Origin of the sequence: Arthrobacter sp. AZCC_0090 (genome assembly GCF_014207375.1) — a bacterium.
In the GTDB taxonomy this organism is placed as follows: Bacteria; Actinomycetota; Actinomycetes; order Actinomycetales; family Micrococcaceae; genus Arthrobacter.
In genome coordinates, this window is record NZ_JACHEE010000015.1 from 18,806 (window position 1) to 38,628 (window position 19,823).

Annotated in this window: 17 protein-coding genes; 12 read left to right on the forward strand and 5 right to left on the reverse strand. The window is 62.6% G+C overall.

Annotation, left to right across the window (positions count from 1 at the left end; all coding sequences use genetic code 11):
* Positions 1–72: 72 nt before the first annotated feature.
* Positions 73–1,530, reverse strand: coding sequence for a DUF3375 family protein (locus HNP00_RS19910; RefSeq protein ID WP_184741453.1), 1,458 nt, complete (start codon positions 1,528–1,530; stop codon positions 73–75).
* Positions 1,531–1,776: 246 nt separating this feature from the next.
* On the opposite strand from HNP00_RS19910, the gene HNP00_RS19915 reads away from it, so the two are divergent.
* Both HNP00_RS19915 and HNP00_RS19920 read left to right on the forward strand, forming a co-directional pair.
* The gene (locus HNP00_RS19915) at positions 1,777–2,079 is read left to right on the forward strand and encodes a hypothetical protein (protein ID WP_184741454.1); all 303 of its coding nucleotides are present in this window, start codon (positions 1,777–1,779) and stop codon (positions 2,077–2,079) included.
* Positions 2,080–2,143: 64 nt separating this feature from the next.
* Positions 2,144–4,096: an acyl-CoA dehydrogenase family protein gene (locus HNP00_RS19920; RefSeq protein WP_184741455.1), complete on the forward strand. Its 1,953-nt coding sequence runs from the start codon at positions 2,144–2,146 to the stop codon at positions 4,094–4,096.
* 32 nt (positions 4,097–4,128) lie between these two features.
* Here HNP00_RS19920 and HNP00_RS19925 read toward each other — a convergent pair whose 3' ends face one another.
* Positions 4,129–4,533: a YchJ family protein gene (locus HNP00_RS19925; RefSeq protein WP_184741456.1), complete on the reverse strand. Its 405-nt coding sequence runs from the start codon at positions 4,531–4,533 to the stop codon at positions 4,129–4,131.
* Positions 4,534–4,725: 192 nt separating this feature from the next.
* Here HNP00_RS19925 and HNP00_RS19930 point away from each other — a divergent pair, with 192 nt between their 5' ends.
* Entirely contained in the window at positions 4,726–5,445 is a 720-nt protein-coding gene (locus HNP00_RS19930; RefSeq protein WP_184741457.1) for a hypothetical protein, read from the forward strand.
* 96 nt (positions 5,446–5,541) lie between these two features.
* Here the strand turns inward: HNP00_RS19930 and HNP00_RS19935 are convergent, their stop codons facing one another.
* Positions 5,542–6,033 (reverse strand): flavin reductase family protein, encoded by a 492-nt coding sequence (locus tag HNP00_RS19935; RefSeq protein WP_184741458.1) that lies wholly within the window; start codon positions 6,031–6,033, stop codon positions 5,542–5,544.
* 245 nt (positions 6,034–6,278) lie between these two features.
* Between HNP00_RS19935 and HNP00_RS19940 the strand changes: the two genes are divergently transcribed.
* The 6 genes from HNP00_RS19940 (at position 6,279) to HNP00_RS19965 (ending at position 14,245) form a co-directional block, all read left to right on the forward strand.
* On the forward strand, positions 6,279–7,313 hold the full coding sequence (locus HNP00_RS19940; protein ID WP_184741459.1) for an aldo/keto reductase: 1,035 nt from the start codon (positions 6,279–6,281) through the stop codon (positions 7,311–7,313).
* 54 nt (positions 7,314–7,367) lie between these two features.
* Positions 7,368–7,763 carry an RNA-binding S4 domain-containing protein gene (locus HNP00_RS19945; protein WP_184741460.1) on the forward strand — a complete coding sequence of 132 codons (396 nt, stop codon included), beginning with the start codon at positions 7,368–7,370 and terminating at the stop codon, positions 7,761–7,763.
* Between the two features lie 157 nt (positions 7,764–7,920).
* On the forward strand, positions 7,921–8,538 hold the full coding sequence (locus HNP00_RS19950; RefSeq protein ID WP_184741461.1) for a uracil-DNA glycosylase: 618 nt from the start codon (positions 7,921–7,923) through the stop codon (positions 8,536–8,538).
* Positions 8,539–8,844: 306 nt separating this feature from the next.
* Positions 8,845–11,400 (forward strand): LuxR C-terminal-related transcriptional regulator, encoded by a 2,556-nt coding sequence (locus HNP00_RS23695; protein WP_184741462.1) that lies wholly within the window; start codon positions 8,845–8,847, stop codon positions 11,398–11,400.
* 25 nt (positions 11,401–11,425) lie between these two features.
* Complete coding sequence (locus HNP00_RS19960) at positions 11,426–11,932, forward strand: DUF1772 domain-containing protein (protein WP_184741463.1); 507 nt, start codon at positions 11,426–11,428, stop codon at positions 11,930–11,932.
* Between the two features lie 189 nt (positions 11,933–12,121).
* Positions 12,122–14,245, forward strand: a complete 2,124-nt coding sequence (locus tag HNP00_RS19965) for a phosphocholine-specific phospholipase C (RefSeq protein WP_184741464.1) — start codon at positions 12,122–12,124, stop codon at positions 14,243–14,245.
* 97 nt (positions 14,246–14,342) lie between these two features.
* On the opposite strand, the gene HNP00_RS19970 is transcribed toward HNP00_RS19965, so the two are convergent.
* Complete coding sequence (locus HNP00_RS19970; protein WP_184741465.1) at positions 14,343–14,960, reverse strand: hypothetical protein; 618 nt, start codon at positions 14,958–14,960, stop codon at positions 14,343–14,345.
* Between the two features lie 61 nt (positions 14,961–15,021).
* On the reverse strand, positions 15,022–16,173 hold the full coding sequence (locus HNP00_RS19975; RefSeq protein ID WP_184741466.1) for a Fic family protein: 1,152 nt from the start codon (positions 16,171–16,173) through the stop codon (positions 15,022–15,024).
* Between the two features lie 192 nt (positions 16,174–16,365).
* On the opposite strand from HNP00_RS19975, the gene HNP00_RS19980 reads away from it, so the two are divergent.
* The 3 genes from HNP00_RS19980 to aspA all read left to right on the forward strand — a co-directional run bounded on the left by HNP00_RS19980 (position 16,366) and on the right by aspA (position 19,702).
* Positions 16,366–17,172: a FadR/GntR family transcriptional regulator gene (locus HNP00_RS19980; protein ID WP_311770626.1), complete on the forward strand. Its 807-nt coding sequence runs from the start codon at positions 16,366–16,368 to the stop codon at positions 17,170–17,172.
* Between the two features lie 110 nt (positions 17,173–17,282).
* Positions 17,283–18,251 carry an asparaginase gene (locus HNP00_RS19985; RefSeq protein WP_260405081.1) on the forward strand — a complete coding sequence of 323 codons (969 nt, stop codon included), beginning with the start codon at positions 17,283–17,285 and terminating at the stop codon, positions 18,249–18,251.
* A gap of 35 nt (positions 18,252–18,286) precedes the next feature.
* Positions 18,287–19,702: an aspartate ammonia-lyase gene (aspA, locus tag HNP00_RS19990; RefSeq protein ID WP_184741468.1), complete on the forward strand. Its 1,416-nt coding sequence runs from the start codon at positions 18,287–18,289 to the stop codon at positions 19,700–19,702.
* The last annotated feature ends 121 nt before the right edge of the window (positions 19,703–19,823 follow it).

Here is a 19,823-nt window from a genome sequence, read left to right on the forward strand (position 1 = left end):
GCCTCGGACCGGACATGTTGCGTTATGTCCACTCCTTGCTCCGAAGAGGGGGCATGCTCGGTGGGGTGGGCGTCAGTCATCGGAATCCTTAGTCAGCGTCACGAGCGGCAGGTACGCGGTGCGTGTGCTGCCATCGATTTGTTCGAAGTCGATGTTTTCCCAGGCGGCCCGGTCGAATGCCGCGCCACCGTGCAGCGCTTCCGACAGGAGGGCCCGGACGGTGTTGATATGCCGTTCATCTTCCGGGAGGTTGGTCCAGGCCTCCGCCAGGGTGGCAGCGCCCGCCATGGCGGAGCGAACGACGTCGGGCCTCGCCTTCGCCGAGCGCAGCGAGCGGACGCGGTCCGAATCGCTGAAGGCGATGGGGTCGGCGAGCTTGGGAGGCGCTGCGAACTCGTCTGGGTCGAAGAGCTTGACCATGGCGAGTGATTCGAACCCCGCGTTGAACAACACCGGGCCGCGGACCAGGCCGGGACGGTCGCGTTCGTAGGGCATGGAGCGGATCGCCTGTTCGGCTTCGCGCAGGACCTGCCGCAGCCGCACGGACTGGCGGATATCGTCGCTTTGGATGTAGTTGTTGAGGCTCTCCGAAAGCCGGCCGTAGATGCGTTGGATCTGGCTGTGCTGCGTTCGCAGTTCCGCTACCAGGTTCTTGAGTGTTTCACGGTCCTCGTGGCTGAGGTCGTCGGCGAACTGGCGGCTCAACACGTCACCGATCGCCGAACGGAAGCGCAACTGTTGCTGCGGATCTTCGAGGAACGCCGTGAAGGAGCGGAACGTGCGGCCTTCGGGGCTCTGCCGCAAGCGTTTGTCCGCCTCGAGGACCTGCGCCATGGTGGCACCCTTGCTGAGGGACTCCTCGATGATCTGGTTGCGGAGCTCGCCCACCAGTTCTTCGATGCGGTCGCGCATTTTCTTATAGTCCGCGGGCAGGCTCGCGGCCAGGTCCAGGATGTTTCCAGCCGCTTCAACAGCCTCTTCATCGTCCAAGAGACCGTCGAAGTCGCCCGAGCTGATGTCTTCGATCAGCTGCTGCCGCTCTTGGATCTCCTCTTCAAGGGATTCCAAACGGGCGCTTTGATCCGGGTTCGTCTCGTTGGCGAGCTTTTCGACGTCGCCCAGCAGCGTTCCGAGCCGGGAACCGTTGAGGGTTGAGCGTTCGCTGGAGAGGCTATCGAGGAAAGCCAGGACGCGTGCGGCAGCCTCGGTGATTTCGTAGACGATCTGGCCGGACTGGCTGCGACGGGTCAGGAACTGCTTGCGGGTCCACTCGTCGGCAAAGGCCTTGCCGCTCGCCTGGCCGCCCAGCCCGGGATCCTGCCTGCGGAGCTGCTCAAGGAAGGCGTCGACGTCGGCGTGGAACTCTTCGAGCGGAAGCTGCGGCCTTGTGCGCGTGAAGGACGCCTGGAGCACCGCGATGACCCAAGGAGCCGAGCGTGTGAGGGCCCATGCGGGGCCTTTGGTAAGAAGTTCGAGGTCCCTGAGCCGTGCACTGATGGCGTCGGCTGAGGACATTGCTGAGCGGGACACTTACTCTCCTTCAGCTGCCGCGGAACCTTCTGGCAGCGGAAATCCCGAAAACTGCCCCGTATAAGGTTAACGCAGGGTGCGCCGCAACCCTTCCGTGATCTACCTACCGGTAGGGTTTCGATCGCGTATCAACACGCGCGGAGGCCGGTGTTGTTGCTGGCTGGACCGACGATGCCGGCCCTAGTGTCGTTTCCAACGACTTCGACATTCCGACGTCGGCTTTGGCAGCGTTGCGGAGGGGACCCAATGCAGTTCGACCTTACGACTTTGGACACCAGCACCTACGTCTTCGGCGGAACACTGGTCTTAGGCCTGGTCCTAGCAGCGTTCATTGCAGTGGCCGCCATGGCCACTCTTGCGCTGGTTGGAGCGGCGAGCCTCGCCTGGTTCGCCGTGAAGAACGTGCTGGGTGGCCTGGTCCACGGCATCAATTTCGCGTGGGATCAATTGGTTCACCAGGCAGGCAAGGTCGAACTGCCCGTGGAATTCCCATCGCAAACCTCCCCTAGCACAGGTACCTACCCGCGGGTAGCATTGAGGGACAGCTAAAGGGTCCCCCACCCGAGGCGGATCCTGGGCTCGAACCGGCACAACCGGCAAGAGGAGTCTCCCCATGACCTCCGCCACTGATAACAAGAGCACTGGCGTCACCGCGGCAGAAGCCCGTGCCGTCGCCGAGGCCGCCCGCGAAACCGAATGGAACCGCCCAAGTTTTGCAAAGGGGCTGTACCTGGGGGATTTCGATCTTGGACTCATCCACCCATGGCCGCAGGCAAGGGCCGAAGACGTCGAGCGCGGCGAAGAATTCATGGCCAAGTTGGCGGAATTCTGCAGCACCATGTCCGGCCGCGTGATCGAGCGCGAGGCGAAGATCCCGGACGAATACCTCGCCGGCCTCACCAAACTCGGCGTTTTCGGCATGAAGATTCCGCGCGAATACGGCGGCTTGGGCCTGTCGCTGGTCTACTACGGCAGGGCCTTGGCGCTCTTGGGATCAGTCCATCCGAGCCTCGGCGCGCTGCTTTCGGCCCACCAATCCATCGGTGTCCCGGAGCCGGTCAAGGTCTTCGGCACACCCGAACAAAAGCAGGAGTACCTGCCGCGTTGCGCGGCCGGCGCCATCACGGCTTTCCTCCTGACAGAGCCCGACGTCGGCAGCGACCCCGCCCGGATGGGCTGCACCGCAGTGCCAAGTGACGACGGCGAGTCCTACCTTTTGGACGGCGTGAAACTTTGGACCACCAACGGCGTCATCGCCGAACTGGTAGTGGTCATGGCGGTGGTGCCTGCGCGCACCAACCCGGACGGAACGGTAGAAAAAGGCGGCATCACAGCGTTCGTGGTGGAAATGGACTCCCCCGGGATCACGGTCGAGAACCGGAATTCCTTCATGGGCCTGCGCGGCATCGAAAACGGGGTGACCCGCTTCCACCAAGTCCGCGTACCGGCAGCCAACCGGCTGGGCCACGAAGGCCAAGGACTCAAGATCGCGCTCACGACGCTCAACACGGGCCGCCTCTCCATCCCCGGGCTATGCGTGGCCGCGGGCAAGTGGTCGTTGAAGATCGCCCGCGAGTGGTCCAACGCCCGCACCCAATGGGGACGCCCGGTGGGAAAACATGAAGCCGTCGGCAAGAAGATCGCCTTCATCGCCGCCACCACCTTTGCCCTTGAAGCCGTCTTTGAGCTCTCCGCCGAGATGGCCGACGCCGGGCAGAAGGACGTGCGGATCGAGGCCGCCTTGGCAAAGCTTTGGTCCACTGAGTTGAGCTACACCGTGGCTGACGAACTGGTCCAGATCCGCGGTGGTCGTGGCTTCGAGACGGCGGATTCGCTGGAGGCCCGCGGGGAACGCGCGGTCGCGGCGGAACAACTGCTGAGGGACATGCGCATCAACCGGATCTTCGAAGGCTCGTCCGAGATCATGCGCCTGCTCATCGCCCGGGAAGCCGTCGACGCCCACCTTTCGGCAGCGGGCGAGCTCGCCTCCGCGGACGCGACCCTGCAGGAGAAGGCGCGTGCCGCCGTCGGCGCCTCAGGTTTCTACGCCAAGTGGCTCCCTAAGCTCGTGGCCGGAGCCGGCATGGATCCACGCTCCTACGGTGAGTTTGGGCGTTTGGCCAAGCAATTGCGGTACGTGGAGCGGTCCTCCCGCAGGCTCGCCCGGCAGACGTTCTACGGGATGGGCCGCTGGCAGGCGAAGCTCGAGTACAAACAGGCCTTCCTGGGCAGGATTGTGGATATCGGGGCGGAGTTGTTTGCCATGGCGGCGTGCTGCTCGCGGGCCGAAATGCTGTTGCAGACGGCACCGGAACAGGGAGCGGCTGCGTATGAGCTTGCCGAGGCTTATTGTGAGCAGGCCCGGATGCGGGTGGACGGTTACTTCGAGCAATTGTGGCGGAACACCGACGACGTCGATCACGAGCTGTCCGCGAACGTTCTCGCTGGCGACTACGCCTGGCTTGAGGCCGGAATCCTGGACCAATCCGAAGGTACGGGTCCGTGGATCGCTGATGCCTCCCCCGGTGCCTCGCTGAAGGAGAGCCTGCACCGGAAGTACCGCTGAGGCCCGCGGCTGATCAGGGCAGCGCGCAAGAGTTAGCCGACGTCGCCATCGAGGTAGTACCACCGGCGGTCAATCCGTACGAAGCGGCTGTTTTCACGCTGCACCCCGCGTTCGCCGTCGGAACGGTAGTGTGCCGCGAACTCGACTGTCCCTTCAGCGTCCAAGGGACCGCCCCGGCGCGTTGCAAGGATGTCCAGCCGGCGCCATTCAATGTCCGGGTCCAAGTCCAGCGCCAGCGGGCGGGTTTCCGGGTGCCAGGTGCGCAGGAGGTAGTCCCTATCAAGGACAACGAAGGCCGAGTAACGCGAACGCATGAGCTGCTCAGCCGTCGGTGCGTCGGCGTCCCCGCGGTGGAAACGTCCGCAACACTCGGTGTACTGCTCCCCGGACAGGCAAGGGCAGGCGCCGTGGCGGAGGCGAGCGGAATCGAGTGGCATTGACGCCCTCTCTGGACTGGATGGTGAGAGCTAGGCAACAAATTTTGCCACAGCAGATAACAGCTTCGATACAACCTCGGCGAGGCGGAGTCTGGCGGATGATTCATTCAGATTTCGCCCGTAGGCTAGGAGACATGCCCGCGGACCGACGGTCGCGGCGTCCACCTCACAACTCTGGCTCGGGGAGGCTACGTGGAGGATCCAACAACACTGGCCCTCAATCTGACCTTTTTCGGCACGCTCGGACTGGCTTTGCTGATGTTCCTTGGTTTGGGCTTCCTGATGGTTGTCACCTTGGTGCTGGCCGGCGTCGCGAAGTTGCTTTCGATCATCGTTCTCGCCATGGTGGGAATCTTCCCGAAACGAGATACGGTCCCGGTTGTGCACCTACCGCCGCGTCCTCGGCGCGTCCCCGCCTTAGCGGAGTCTAAGGAACCGACGACGGCGGAAGCCGACTCCCTGGGGACGGGTGCGGTTGTTCCCGAGAAACCGCGTCTTGGAGTCCTTGGGACTACGAAGTTGGTGTGGTCGGCGGGGTGGACTGCTTTCCGGAACTTCCCTTGGAAGTCGCTGGTGAACCCACGAACGTGGCCCAAGCCCGCCCAGATCAAAGCCGGAATCGCAGCCACAGCCACCGCCGTAGCCACGACCCAGGCCAAGGAACATCCCTTTGTGGTCGCCGTAAAGCAGGATCCTCCGGTCCTGAACAGCCAGTGGGCTGCGGCCGTTGCCGAGGCTGACGCCCGGGCCGCGGCACGGGAAGCTGAACAGGTCAAGGAAGCCACGGCTCCAGAGGCGACGCCCCGCGCGACTGCCACGCTGGCCCGCGAGCACCAGGGCGACGCCCACGGCCGAAAAACTGTCTCTTCCGGACGCGTGACGGCCTCTGCCGGAGCCCGCCCCCACGCGTAATACCCCAGCGCCCCGCTGACCCAACTGACTCGCACTTGTTGTCGTTTTGACGCCGCAGAACGACAACAACTGCGAGTCAGTTGGGCCGTACCCGCTCTAGGCGACCAGTTGCCTGAACCCGGCCCCGTGGTAGATGAGGGGCTCGGCGTCGTGGTTGATCTCCACGGACTTCACTTGGAGGACGACGATCGCGTGGTCGCCCGCGGGTGTTTCGGAGACCACTTCGCATTCAAGCACGAGCGCCGCGCCGTCGATCAACACGGCACCGGCGTCGCTCGTGGACGTCGCAAGGCCAGCGAAGCGGTCCTGCGTCTTAGAGGAAAGCTGCAGGCACAGGGCCTCCTGGCCCTGTGCCAAGACGGAAACGCCCATCCGCGGGGCTCTCCGGAGCTTGGGCCACGTGGTGGAGGAGTTCTGCACCGCGAACATGACCAGGGGTGGTTCGAGCGAGACACCTACAGTGAAGCTGGATGCCACCAGTACTTCCGGTGCGAAGCCGACCATGGCGCTGAGCGCCGCCACGCCTGAGGGAAATTGCGCGAACGCCTGCTTGATCGAAGCGCCTCCATCCACCGTTGCCTGGGTCATGGCGGTTTCCTTTCTCTGTAGTTTCGCGCTTGCCTTTCTACTAATTCACCGGACGCCGATATCGGCAATATTTGTGTATTAGCGTGTCGATTCAAGTCAATTCACAATTCGTCACGCCCTGTTTTCATTACCCCGCAATACGAAAAGCGAAGAATTTGTACGTTTTTCGCATGCCCCGGCCACAAGATGTGTAGCGTCGTGTCAATCCATTGCACAGCCTTGATTCTTCACGGAGGAAGCCGGAGATGAGCCTCAGCGAGCTTCGAACCCTGGGACGCACAGGCGCCCTGATCAGCCCCCTTACCCTAGGTACCCTGAACCTTGGGACGGGCTCGGCGCCCACGGGCGCCGAGGAAAGCATCCGCATCGTCCATGCGGCGCTCGACGCCGGTATCACCAGCATCGACACCGCGGACATCTATTCACAGGGCGAGGCGGAGGCCATTGTCGGCAGGGCACTCCATGGCCGCCGGGATGACGTTTTCCTTTCCACTAAGTTCCACGGACAAATGGGGCCGAATCCCGCGCACGCGGGGAATTCCAGGCGCTGGATCATGAGAGCCGTGGAGGGCAGCCTCAACCGCTTGAAGACGGACAGGATCGATCTCTACCAAGCTCACCGTCCGGACTACAACACGGATGTCCTGGAAACCATCACGGCACTCAACGACCTCATCCGGCAGGGCAAGATCCTCTATTACGGAACCTCGGTATTCACGCCGTCGCAGCTTGTGGAGGCGCAGTGGATCGCGACGACGAACCACCTCGTACCGCCGGTAGTGGACCAAGTGCCCTATTCCTTGCTGGTCCGCGCGAATGAACGCGACGTCTTCGCGATCACGCAACAGTACAACCTCGGCGTGCTCAGTTATGGACCGCTCGACGGCGGCTGGCTCTCCGGAAACTACCGCGTGGGAGCCCCGCAGCCCGCAAGCTCCCGCGCCTCAGCAGTTCCCGGCCGCTTCGATGTCTCCGCACCTTTCAACAGGAACAAACTCCTGGCTGCGGATGCCTTGGCCCGCGTCGCCGAACGGCATGGACTCACCCTCATCCAGCTGGCCGTCGGCTTCGCGCTGAGCCACCCCGCCGTCAGCAGCGTGGTCATCGGCCCACGCACGGAGGACCACCTGACCGATTACCTCAAGGCCGCGGACGTTGTCCTCAACGAAGCCGTCCTTGATGCCATTGACGACATCGTGGCGCCCGGCACCAACTTCCTGGAGCGGGACGCGGGGACCGTCGTCCCGCACCTTGAGTACGCAGAACTACGACGCCGGTAATCAGCTTCGGGAGCAACGGACCGGGCCGCGCGCCGACTATACTCGTTCGCAATCATGACTAGCCTCCCGACTTCCGCCCAAACATCTAAAAGCGGCAACGTGCGCATCGACGCCTGGCTCTGGGCTATCCGCGCCTACAAGACGCGTTCCGCGGCCACTACCGCCTGCCGGGCAGGGCACGTGCGAATCAACGGGAACCCGGTCAAGGCCTCGCAATCCGTGATTATCGGCGACACCATCCGTGTCCGCCAGTCCGGCTTCGAGCGCATCCTTGAGGTCCGCCGGCTCATTGCCAAAAGGGTAGGAGCCGAAGCAGCCTCCCACTGCTTCACCGACCACACTCCGGAGCGCCCCGCGGCGCCGGCACTTGGGCTTCCCCAGCGCGACCGCGGCTCAGGACGGCCCACCAAGAAGGACCGGCGCGACATGCAGAAGCTGAAGGGGCAATAGCACCCGACTCCGACAGGGCCGCTGGGAAGCCCGCGGTGCGGCCCGGCGTCGGGCGTTTTCTCCCCTCGGCTCTGCAGAGCGTGAGCGACGCGTAAAGTGACGGCGTAAAGTGGCAAGGGACGCCGATTCTGGACGCCGCGCTGCCGAAGGAGAGAACGTGACCATTGACTGGGACGAAAAAAGGGCCTTGCTACAGGAGCCCAACATTGCTGCCGTGACGCAGCTGTGCGACGAACTGATGGCCAAGAGGCCAGGTTCTTCCGTGCCATACGTCGATCCGGTGCATGACGAAGACGAGTGCCGGATTGTCACACTCCATACGAGCCCGGGCAAAGGCACTGCCTCGGGATTCATTTCGCACCTCAACGACGACGATGCCGCCCGCCGCGCTCAGCTCATCTACGACTCGGCTGAATTGGACGTGCGCTATGTCATGCCATGGAACTCCTACCCTTGGGTCCGCGACCCCGACCTGCCGCCGGCATTGAGCGCACAGGAGAAGACCGACGGACTCCGCCCGTTCCGCCAGTTCCTCAAGATCAACAAGAGGGTCTCCGCGATCGTCGCGCATGGCGCAGAGGCCGCCGCCTTCCTGGCCCTCTACGAGAAGACCTACCACTCGCCGCTCCGGCAGCACGGGATCAAGGTCTACAAGGCAAGCGCGCTCGGCGGACGGGCGTTTGCCCTGTCCGAGGCGAAGCAGCAGGAACTCCTGGCCAAGAACATCGAAATCTACCGGGACGCCATGCAGCGGGCGGGGATCCAGCACCTATAGAACACGGCTGGCGGGTGCGCGCCGGGAGTGAGTGTTCCGGGCTTATCGGCCCTCCAGCACCTAGTCCAAGGAAACTTCACTACTCATTTTGGGGCTATTCCCCACTCAGTGGCCGATTTCGGCCATAGCGTTGTTAATTGTGTGAGCCCAGTCCCCTAACGGTGTGCTTCTCCCACCGAAACCGGCTGGCCACGCCACTCCTTGCCCGAACCGATGGCGTTTCGTGTCGTGGACAACTCCTTTTGCAGTTGCCATGGGGGCGCGTGGGATTCAATGATGGCAACGCTAAGAGTTAGGAGTCCTGGAGTGTTCGAAGAGGAAACCCGCCGCGCACTGGACCACGTGGCTCGCGGCATCAGTGTTCGGATCGTCGGCGGCGCGGGAAGCGGACGTTCCACGGTCTTGAAGTCGATCGTCGCGGATCTTGAAAAGACCGGAGCCGAGGTGTTCAGCCTCTCCGGCGCGCGGCTCTTGCGGGAGACCCCGTTGGCCGGAATAGGTAGCCTCGGCCTAGACGCACGGATCCGCCAGAATGGGCCACTGGGAGTGGCCGACGTCCTGGCAGAGCGACTCGCGCGGCGAGGCCCCAAAGCAATCGCTGTGGACGACGTCGATCTCCTGGACAAGGAGTCCCTCGCCGTCATAGACATTGTTCAAAGGCGGACGCGGCGGCCGCTGATGACGACGGCTGGCGACTCCCCGCTCTATTCGCAGTCTTCCGTGTTTTCGCCGGCCCGGTGGCCAGAGGCGAAAATCCGCCTGAGCCCGCTTCGCTACGATCAAGTCAACAAACTCCTGGCGCAGACTCTGGGATCGCCGCCAGACGTAGATCTGACCACCGCCATCCTCATGAAGTCAGCCGGGAACCCGCGGCTCGTGGTCAGGATTGCCCAAAGCGCGGTGTTCAGCAAGCTGCTCATACTTCGCGATGGACAATGGAGCATCGCTAGCCACACGCTTTGGAACGAGTACCTTCAGAGCACCATAGAGGCACTCCTTCAGGGCCTCAACACCGACGAACTGACGGCGTTGCACACCCTATCTGTCCTGGGGGCCAGTCCCATGGAGTCCCTGCACACGATGGCTGGTCCGGAGATCCTCGACGGTCTCGAAAGGCGCGGGCTGGTTGCGGTCACGGAAGACGTCAACAACACGATCTGGGTGGACGTCAGTCCCCCGATCGTCGCGGACTATTTCCGCGACCGTCATACGCTTTCTTCGCGCAGGTTGCTGACTGATCGCATAGCCCGGGAAATCGACACCCCGTTCCAGCCGGCGAGCAATCCCTTGTCACCACCTCTTGCCGAGCTGCTCAAGGACCTTCGGAGGGAAGCGGGAGGCGGCACGTCAGCAACCCGACATTTCCAGGAACAGCTCCGTTTGCTTGAGGAGGCGCATTTCGGACTGTGGGAGTCCGAACCGTCCATGTCCAACGCGGCTGCATTCCTCAAGTTCTACTGGGGCGGAGCAATCGACCCCTCGCGCATCGAACAAGTCTTCAGTGGAACCCAGTTCGCGGGGGCGGATCCCGCCGACAGTTTCTTCTTTGCCATGACCCAGGCGCTTTGGGTGATCTCTTATGGCGATGGGCTCGTGGCGGCCACCGGCATACTCAAGGATCTGGGTAGTGCCTACCCCGACTGGAAGGCCGAGGCTGAAGCATTTGCGATCTACCTTGCAGCGTCATTCGACCGCATGCCTGCAAATCTCGACCAAGCCTTGTACGGGCTGACAAGCCACCATCCCGAAAGCGGCGTTGTGCCGGTTATTCAAGGCATGCTGGAGATATACCGCTTCGATGCCCAGGTGGCCCTTATGGCCCTCGATTCAGCAGACAGTTACGAACTCGTCACCAGTATTGAACCTTTCGTTCGCGGGCTCGCCCTCCTCATCGGCGGACAGAGCGATGAAGCGCTCTCCTTCTCCCTGGCCCAGCGTGCGGCAGCACGGCGCGGCCTCGACCAGTTCCGCTTCGTCGCAAGCAGTTACGTATCGGTGCTGGCCTTGCTCCAACGAGGTTTGAGCCTTGAAGCCGACTACGTCATGACCAGCGTCTTCGCCCTGGGCAAGCACGGCTTCCTGGTGAGTTTTCTCCATGATGCGATGCTCAGAATCGCCGGCCTTCGCGAGTTGTCCGCCTCAGCCAAGACCATCCCCTCGCTCGGAACCCAGGCACGCAAGGATGTCGCGGATATCGGCCCCCTGCCCGGAACCGGAAAATCGGTCTACGATCTCGTTGCCGCGCAGTATTCTTCTCCCGAGGAATTCGATGAAAGGGCCGCCGTCCTTCTGGAGCAGCAGATTGATCGCGGATACATCACGGAGGCCGTATATTCCTCGCTGTTCATGCTCGCACTCTCCCCTGGCCAAAGAATCCTCAAGGGAGCGGGTCGGGTGTTCAAGAAACATTGTGGCGCCATGCACGATCAGTTCCTCGCGATTGCTTCGGCTGTCAGCGACAATGATCATCAGTTGCTGAGGATTCTTCTGGACCAATACGAACCCGACACCGACCTTCACCTGATCGGCACGCTTCTCAAGGGGACTGCGAGGCGCTATTCGCTTGAACGCGACCCCGATTGCGCCGCGGCGTTCCAACAAACCGTGTCCGCCTTCGAAGTCCGCTTCCAGCCGAAGGGGGAGGACCTTGTCCTCGACACCGGGGCAGAACGGCCTCAGCCCCTGTCAGCAAGGGAGATAGAGATAGCCATTCTGGCCGGCCATCAAAGCAATATCGAAATATCCAGCCGGCTGGGGATCAGCACCCGGACCGTGGAAAACCACATCTCGAGGGCCCTCAAGAAGACCGGAACCGCGTCCCGGAGCGGCCTGTACGACGTGGTTCGAAGCTTGCGTAAGTGACGGGCCACGGCGGTAGATTGTGGGCATGGGACAGACTTCCTCAGGCCGTCGAGATGTGATCGCTGATCGGCTCTTGGGTGTCGCGGAGTTCAGCCACGCGCACTGGTTCTTCGGCAATCTTTATGAAGCCATCGTCAAAATTCCGCACCGGGTGGCGGCCTCGGAAGCGAGCCGTGAACTCCCCCGGTCTCCGTTTGGAGCGGGTAGCCCCGGCCGCTACTACGCGCCGATCGCCCCGATCAGCGCCCCTGCCGCCATCGCTGCCCTCGTGACTGGTTGGAATCATTCCAGCAGCAGGGGTTGGTTGATAGTGGCTGCCGCCAGCTCGACGACTGGTGCTGCTGCTACCGCATACCTTCTACGGTCCATCAACCCTGAGTTGTTCTTCAGCCCACAGCCGCTCGACGAGACGCGCCGCAAACCCCTGTTGAAGCGGTGGTACAGGATCCACACCCTCAGGCTCACAGCCAGCGCCGTTGCACTGGCCGCCATCCATCAGGCACGGACCATCCGACTCAGAAGCCACCCATAGGAATCCACCGTGGGCGCCGACAGATGCGGCGTACTGACTTTCGCTAAAGATTTTCTCCGCGCGTTCGCTTTGCGTCACATGTCTTTGCGTTTTGTTCATTTTGGGTCAAGTGCCGGTTCACTGACTGCCTGACGGCTGCTGGGAGGATGCAGAGGGGAAACATCGACGGCTAAAGAAGAGGTTACAAACATGGTTACGGTGAACCGGAGGCAATTGCTCGGGGGCGTTGCGGCTGCTGCCGCCTCAATGGCGTTGCCAGCATCGATCGGGAAGGCGCTGGCGGCGGAACCGGCAGTGCGAAGCGGCACGATCGACGACGTCGAACATGTGGTCATCCTGATGCAAGAGAACCGGTCCTTCGATCACTATTTCGGCACCATGCGGGGAGTCCGTGGCTTCGGTGATCCGCGTCCGTGGCTCCTTCCCAACGGAAACGACGTTTGGCATCAACCCCCTGCTACCGTTCAGACTGCTCGCTACCATGCCCGCGGATTGCCCGCAGACGCAAAATACGTCCTGCCGTTCTACCTCGATTCAGCCCGGACATCAGAGAACATCGCCGGCACCGACCATGGCTGGAGCAGCGGCCACTTGGCGTGGAACGAGGGCCGCTGGGACCAGTGGGTAAACCAAAAGCAAGACGTACTGACGATGGCTTATCTGTCCGAGAAGGAAAACAGCTTCCATCGAGCCCTTGCAGACTCATTCACCATCTGCGACGCGTATTTTGCCTCCGTCCACGCCGATACCGCACCGAACAGGATTGCACTGTGGACGGGCACAATCGACCCGCAAAACCGGCTCGGCTCGGCCAAGAATGGACCCGGCATCGAGGAACGCAACGTCACCAACGGCTATACCTGGACCACCTACGCGGAGCGGCTTCAGCAGAACGGCATCAGCTGGCGTGTCTACCAGGGAGGAACAGGTGTTCCGGGCCAACCAACGGACAACTACACCGACAACTCCCTTGAATTCTTCGCCAACTTCCAAAGGGCACAGGGGGCCAGCGGGCCGCTCGTAGACAACGGCGCGTCAACCCACACCCTTGCCGAGCTGAAACAGCACGTGCTCACCGGTGCACTGCCCTCTGTGTCGTGGATCGTTTCGCCCTACAAGTACAGCGAGCATCCCTCGGCTTCGCCGACGGACGGCGCGTACTACATCGACACGGTCCTTGACGCTCTCACCGCGGATCCCAAAGTCTGGGCAAAGACGGCGCTGATCCTGAACTATGACGAGAACGATGGCTTCTTCGACCACGTGGTACCTCCCATGCCGCCGCTGAAGAACCGCCCCGGCACCGACGGCCTAGTATCGGCGACCCTGTCGGCGAGCCTCGCGGATGAATTCCTCGATCTGGATCTGCACCCCGGCGAAGCACACCCTTTGGTGCCCGGCGCCGACCCTCACGGAAAACAACCCATTGGCCTCGGTCCCAGGGTTCCACTTGTTGTCATCTCACCCTGGAGCAAGGGCGGATGGGTCTGCTCGGAAGTATTCGACCACACCTCGGTCATCCGATTCCTGGAAAAGCGATTCCGCGTGCCGGAGCCGAACATCAGCGACTGGCGCCGTTCCGTCTGTGGGGACCTCACATCGGCGTTTGACTTCTCCAGAGCGCAGTCCGACTTCACCGCAATGACACCACCCGCCCCCATCCAGGGGCAGGGCCAGCCCTTCTCAGTCCAGAATCCGCAGTCAATGCCGCAGCAAGCACCTGGAGTCCGTCCGGCGCGCCCCCTTCCGTATCGATTCGGCGTCGAGTTCGTACGCTCCGGCAGCTCCGAACTCACCCTGGAATTCGCAAATCAGGGAGAGGCCGGCGCCCACTTCCTGGTCCGCAACGGACGAGCCCCGCAGGACGCGCCGCGCCGATACCAGGTTGCCGCGAAAGACACCGTCCGCGATTCCTGGTCCAGCGACACTTCATACGACCTGGGAGTGTGGGGCGCCAACGGCTACCTTGCTGAGTTCAAGGGCAGTCTCACGGACGCTGACGAGCTCCAAGCCAAGGTACAAGAGGACGTCGCCGGCACCAGCGTGCAGCTCGTGCTCAGCAATTCCGGAACGCGCCCCCGAAAAGTCCGCATCTCCAATGCCTACGACCAAGGCAAAGCGCTCAAAGTGACGGTCCCGCCCAGGAAGACCGTTGCCAGGGAAATCGAACTGGCGTCCAGCCACGGCTGGTACGACGTGAGCGTTGCCGACGAAGACGCCCCTCAATACCTTCGGCGGTTCGCCGGCCACCACGAAAACGGCAAACCCAGCTACAGCGACCCCGCCACAGGCGCCGCCCTCAACCAACAATAAAGACCCGGAGGCATCAGCCCTTCGGGTCCACGGATGTGAGCAAGCCGGTAGACGTCCTGGTGGTCCAGGACGTCTACCGGCTTGCTTGCAGGTACCGCTACGGCATTTGAGGGAAATGCTGGCGGTTCCTGATCCGCGATTCGCCGAAATCAACTCCCACCTGGCCAATCTCCCACGGTCCGCGGCCCCTGTACATTGGCCTGCCCACGGCCACATGGGGTACCCATCGAGGCGAACGGTATCCAAGTGCTGGAGAGCTGAGAATGAAGTCGTCAATGTTGTCGACAAGAAGTTCGTCCAAAAGTTCGTGAAGGGCTTCCACGAGGGAAACCTGATAGTCATGCACCGAAGCGGGTACGTCTATTCCCAGTCCGCACACCCCACCGGCGCCTAGTACGATCAGCCTTTCGGCGCTTCCGGAAAAAGCTTCCAGCACAGGCAACCCCTCTACCCAGGAAATTGTCTTGCGCATGGCCGACTCAGGACTGGTGTTGCCTTTGGTCCAATCAGCCACGTCCCGGCAAAAGTCATCCAGGACGCCCAGGTGCAACAGTGTCATATGCAGTCCCCGCTGCCTACGTAGCGCATACACGTAGCGCGCTAACTCTTCATAGTCCGAAGGCCCGGCCCCAACGCCGAGGACCGGCACCTCCACCGTGATGGGCGGTACTTTCTGCGTCGTTGAATCCCATTGCCCGCGCGGACGGTTGGCCATGGATGCAATTATGCTCCGGCAGCAGTTCGCTCGCCTCGGGAATGCGGTTCGAGCGGCTGGCCTATTGGGTGTCTCTCAGTATCTGAGGCAGGAATCCCATCTGATCGAGGCGCCATGTCAGCAACGGTGTCAACTCACTCGGCGCCAGGCGGAGGCGGTAAATCCTCCTACCGTCGCCAATCGGCTCGATGACGCCTCGATCAAGGAGCTTCCGGATGTTCTGGCTACGTGTTGCAGCCGAACCCGGGAAAGCGGATTCAAGGTCAGCGGCCCTGGCCTCCCCCTTCTCCGCGACGATGAACAGGGCCATTGCTTCATTCGCCGTAAACCGCGCCGACTGCAGTCCTCTTCGCAACGCGGGCAGTAGGAGCTCTTCCGTGACGAAACCTTGGGTCCCCAGCTTCGAAAGTTTCCTCATGTCAGCCAGGAGTCCCTCTAGAACGTAGGTAGACCACCGGACGAGCGCCGCAGGCTCTAGCGAATCAGCATCCTCGAGACGTTCGTAGTAGAGACTTCTGTTCTGGCCAAACACAGCGGTAGGGTTCAGCCCACGGTAGCCGGCTGCATCGGAGAATCCGTGTCGTCTCATCGCGGCATACGTGAGGAGTCTTCCAACGCGCCCGTTCCCGTTGCCAAATGGATGAATCCACACGAAGCGGTGGTGGGCCAACGCAATCTTCAGCAGTTCGAAGTTCTGCTCGACATCTGCGTTGATGAAATCCAGGAGTGACGTCATGTCGCTGTGGACGTCACCCGGAGCGGGCGGGCGATGGGTAGATCCGCTGATGGTGACATCACTCAGCCGGTACGCGCCAGGCGTGCGATCGCCCTCTCGCTCCAGCCCTGCAACCGATATTCGGTGGATTTCCCGAACCAGTCCGTGTGTCAGCGTGGTCCCCGGGCTCACCGTTGCATCCACGAAGGCCGTTGCCTCTTGCAGCTGGACGATCTCCCGGACACCATCATTTTGCTGCAGGTCGCCATGGCGATCGGCTCGTTCCACACCCGCCACGGCGTCGACAATCGATGTGCGGTTCCCCTCGATGCGCGCGCTCATGATGTTCGACATCAGCTGGAAGAGGTCTCTCAACTGCGAAAAGACCGCAGGATGAGTCGTTCCGTCGCCCATGTCACTACGTAGCCGTTCAAGCTCAATGATGGCCTTGGCCAGCGGAGAACTGAACAGGAAATCGGGAAACTCGATGGGCTTCATTGCGTCAGGATTTTCGCCAGGGTAGTCATAACAATTAAGACTATGCCCGGTTTTACCCCTAGAAATCAAACCACTCGACATCATTAGAGCATCAGACAATTAAATCTGAGGCGTTCAGTATTTAAGCCGGGGGCTCAGTCCGCAAGCCAGCGAATCTTGACACCACCCTGTGACCCGTGCCATATTCATAGAGTGAACCTGTCAGACAGCCGGACAGCCGGACAGGCCGCCACTGGACAGCCAGCCGTCAGCCAGAAAGCTGCGGCTGGCCAGCGCACCGCCACAAGCGGCGCCGTCCCCCGGCCGGCCCAAGCGCCCAGGCCCTCAAGCCCCCGGCCCCTCGCCCGATTCAGTGCTGCGGAAGCCGTATTCAGTGCCATCCGCCAGGACATCGAAGACGGAACCGTGGACGTAGGAGCCAAGCTGAGCTCCGAGGCCACCTTGGCAGCGCAGTACGGGGTAAGCCGCTCGGTCATCCGTGAAGCCCTCCGTTCCTGCAATGCGCTCGGACTGACCGTAACGAAGACCGGCAAAGGCACGTTCGTCGTCGCAGACCGGGTGGCAAATGACCTCACGCTTGGCCAGTATTCAGCGCGGGACCTGAACGAGGCCCGCCCACACATCGAAGTCCCCGCGGCGGGCTTGGCTGCGAAACGCCGCAGCCAGGAAGATCTTGAACACCTCAAGGAAATCGTGGCGTCAATGCTCTCCGAGACCGACCCTGAGACCTGGGTCAGCCTCGACGCCAGTTTCCATTCCGCCATCGCACGCGCCAGCGGCAACAAGGTCTTCGAAAGCGTCGTCGCGGACATCCGCGAGGCGCTGGCCCACCAATCCGAGACCCTGAACATGGTGGCCGACCGCCAGCATGTTTCAGACGACGAGCACCTCCGTATTGTCGAAGCCATAGAATCCGGCGACGCCCTAGCCGCCGAAGACGCCATGGCCGACCATCTCAGCGCCGTCAGCGTTGCGTTGGACACCATCCTCAGCAAATGATCCACCAACTGAAGGAAGCCATGCCCACCCCGCATGCTACGCACACCTCTGTGCCAGAAAGCTCTGTGCCAGAAAGCGCCGTGCCGGAAAACACCGAGTCGAACCCCTCTATGCGAACAACCCCGCGCCACGTCCCCCTCGCTGAACAGACCCGCGACGGCTTGGTAGAGAGCATCCACTACGGCTCCCTCATCGCCGTCGGGCCCAACGGCGAAACACTCCTCGAAGCGGGCGAGCCCGACGCCGCGTTCTACCCGCGGTCCTCCCTCAAACCCCTGCAGGCGGTCGCCATGGTCCGCGCGGGACTCAAGCTTCCGGAGAACCTCCTCGCCCTCACCGCGGCAAGCCACTCCGGGGCCGCGATGCACCTCGAAGGCACCGCCCGCATCCTCGAAATGCACGGCCTGGACGAGAGCGTGTTGGAAAACAGCACTGACCTCCCTTACGGCACGGCCGAGCGCGAAGAATGGCTCCGCGCCGGTGGCAAGCCCACGCAGCTCGCGCAGAACTGTTCCGGTAAGCATGCCTCAATGGCCGCGACATGCGTGATCAACGGCTGGCCCGTCCAGGGCTACCTTCGCCCGGAGCATCCCCTACAGATGCTCGTGAGGGACACCATCACCGAGCTCACGGGCGAAGACGCAGCTGCCGTCAGCACGGACGGTTGCGGCACCCCGCTCTTCGCCCACAGCCTGCACGGCATGGCCCGGGCGTACGGCCGCTTGGCGGCAGCGGACAACAAAACAGCGGAGGGCCAAGTAGCCCACGCCATGCGCGCCTACCCCGAGATGGTGGCCGGCGAGGGTCGTGACGTCACGGCGATCATGCGCGCGCTTCCCGGTCTGCTCGCCAAGGACGGTTTCGAAGGCCTCCAGCTGATCGGCCTGCGGAACGGCACCGGCGTCGCCATCAAGATCTCCGACGGCGGCGACCGCGCCCGCATGCCCGTCACGGTGGGCGTCCTCGAAGCCTTAGGGCTCGACGGCGGCCAGCTCGCCGCGCTTGCAAGCCCACCCGTGTTGGGCGGCGGCCACCCGGTGGGCGTCCTGCGTGCAACGAACTTCCTCGCATCCAACTGACGCAGCCAAAGAAGCCAGCAGACCAAAGGACAGCAATGACAACCGTCAATCACGCACGCCCGTTCCGCTCGGAACACGATCTCCTCGGCGATCGCGACGTCCCAGCCGATGCATACTGGGGAGTGCACACGCTGCGTGCCATCGAGAACTTCCCCATCACAGGCCAGCCGTTGGCTGCCAACGCTAACCTCGTCAAGGGCCTCGCTGCAGTGAAACTGGCCGCAGCGCGCACCAACCGCGAGCTTGGCCTCCTGGACGATGAGCGGGCAAACGCCATCGAGCAGGCTTGCCAGGACATCCTGGACGGCAAGTTCCACGAGCAGTTCATGGTGGATGTCATCCAAGGCGGCGCCGGCACTAGCTCCAACATGAACGCGAACGAGGTCATCGCCAATCGCGCCCTCGAAATCCTCGGGCACCCCAAGGGCGACTACGCCAGGCTGCACCCGAACGACCACGTCAACTTGAGCCAGTCCACCAACGACGTCTACCCAACGGCCGTCAACCTGGCCACCATTTTCTCGGTCCAAGGCCTTCTTGCGGCACTGCAGGAACTCCAGGTCGCCTTCGCGGAGAAGGGCCAGGAATTCCGCACGGTGGTCAAGATGGGTCGCACCCAGCTGCAGGACGCCGTCCCCATGACCCTCGGCCAGGAATTCGGCGGATACGCCGTGACTGTCGGCGAGGACCGGGCACGGCTGGCCGAATCCCAGCTGCTGATCCACGAGATCAACCTTGGCGCCACCGCCATCGGCACGGGACTTAACGCCCCCGCTGACTACGCCGAGGCGGCTTGCCGGCACCTGGCCGAGATCACGGGCCTGCCCTTGGTCACGTCTGTCGACCTCATCGAGGCCACCCAGGACGTGGGCGCATTCGTGCACCTCTCGGGCGTGCTCAAGCGAGTCGCCGTCAAGCTTTCCAAGATTTGCAACGATCTCCGCTTGCTGTCCTCCGGACCGCGTGCGGGACTGGGCGAGATCAACCTCCCGGCTGTGCAGTCGGGCTCGTCCATCATGCCAGGCAAGATCAACCCGGTGATCCCGGAAGTGGTCAGCCAGGTGGCCTATGAAGTCATCGGCAATGACGTCACCGTCACCATGGCGGCCGAAGCGGGCCAGCTCCAGCTGAACGCCTTCGAGCCGATTATCGTCCACAGCCTCCACAAGAGCATCTCCCACCTGGAAGCCGCGTGCCGCACACTCACGTCGCGCTGCATCCGGGGCATCACCGCGAACACCGAACGGCTGCGCCTCACAGTAGAACAGTCGATCGGACTCGTCACGGCCCTCAATCCGCACATTGGATACGCCTCTGCCACCGCCATCGCCCAGGAAGCGCTGGCAAGCGGCAAAGGTGTGGCCGAACTCGTTCTTGAACACGGATTGCTGACCTCGGAGCAGCTCAATGAGCTCCTCCGCCCGGAACGCCTCGCCAACCTCAGTAAATAGGCTGAGTCAAGCACACTATGCGACGACGGCGGCACTCACCGGCCGCCGTCGGGCCTGAGCGCCCGAACAGACAGGCCGGACGGCGAGATCCGGACCCCCAACAGGACACCCCCTAAGGATT

Excerpts from the sequence above, each read along its gene's own strand:
- HNP00_RS19915 (WP_184741454.1), top strand. The coding sequence starts at position 1,777 with ATGCAGTTCGACCTTACGACTTTGGACACCAGCACCTACGTCTTCGGC.
- HNP00_RS19920 (WP_184741455.1), top strand. The coding sequence starts at position 2,144 with ATGACCTCCGCCACTGATAACAAGAGCACTGGCGTCACCGCGGCAGAA.
- HNP00_RS19925 (WP_184741456.1), bottom strand. The coding sequence starts at position 4,533 with ATGCCACTCGATTCCGCTCGCCTCCGCCACGGCGCCTGCCCTTGCCTG.
- HNP00_RS19935 (WP_184741458.1), bottom strand. The coding sequence starts at position 6,033 with ATGACCCAGGCAACGGTGGATGGAGGCGCTTCGATCAAGCAGGCGTTC.
- HNP00_RS19940 (WP_184741459.1), top strand. The coding sequence starts at position 6,279 with ATGAGCCTCAGCGAGCTTCGAACCCTGGGACGCACAGGCGCCCTGATC.
- HNP00_RS19945 (WP_184741460.1), top strand. The coding sequence starts at position 7,368 with ATGACTAGCCTCCCGACTTCCGCCCAAACATCTAAAAGCGGCAACGTG.
- HNP00_RS19960 (WP_184741463.1), top strand. The coding sequence starts at position 11,426 with ATGGGACAGACTTCCTCAGGCCGTCGAGATGTGATCGCTGATCGGCTC.
- HNP00_RS19965 (WP_184741464.1), top strand. The coding sequence starts at position 12,122 with ATGGTTACGGTGAACCGGAGGCAATTGCTCGGGGGCGTTGCGGCTGCT.
- HNP00_RS19970 (WP_184741465.1), bottom strand. The coding sequence starts at position 14,960 with ATGGCCAACCGTCCGCGCGGGCAATGGGATTCAACGACGCAGAAAGTA.
- HNP00_RS19975 (WP_184741466.1), bottom strand. The coding sequence starts at position 16,173 with ATGAAGCCCATCGAGTTTCCCGATTTCCTGTTCAGTTCTCCGCTGGCC.
- HNP00_RS19985 (WP_260405081.1), top strand. The coding sequence starts at position 17,283 with ATGCGAACAACCCCGCGCCACGTCCCCCTCGCTGAACAGACCCGCGAC.
- aspA (WP_184741468.1), top strand. The coding sequence starts at position 18,287 with ATGACAACCGTCAATCACGCACGCCCGTTCCGCTCGGAACACGATCTC.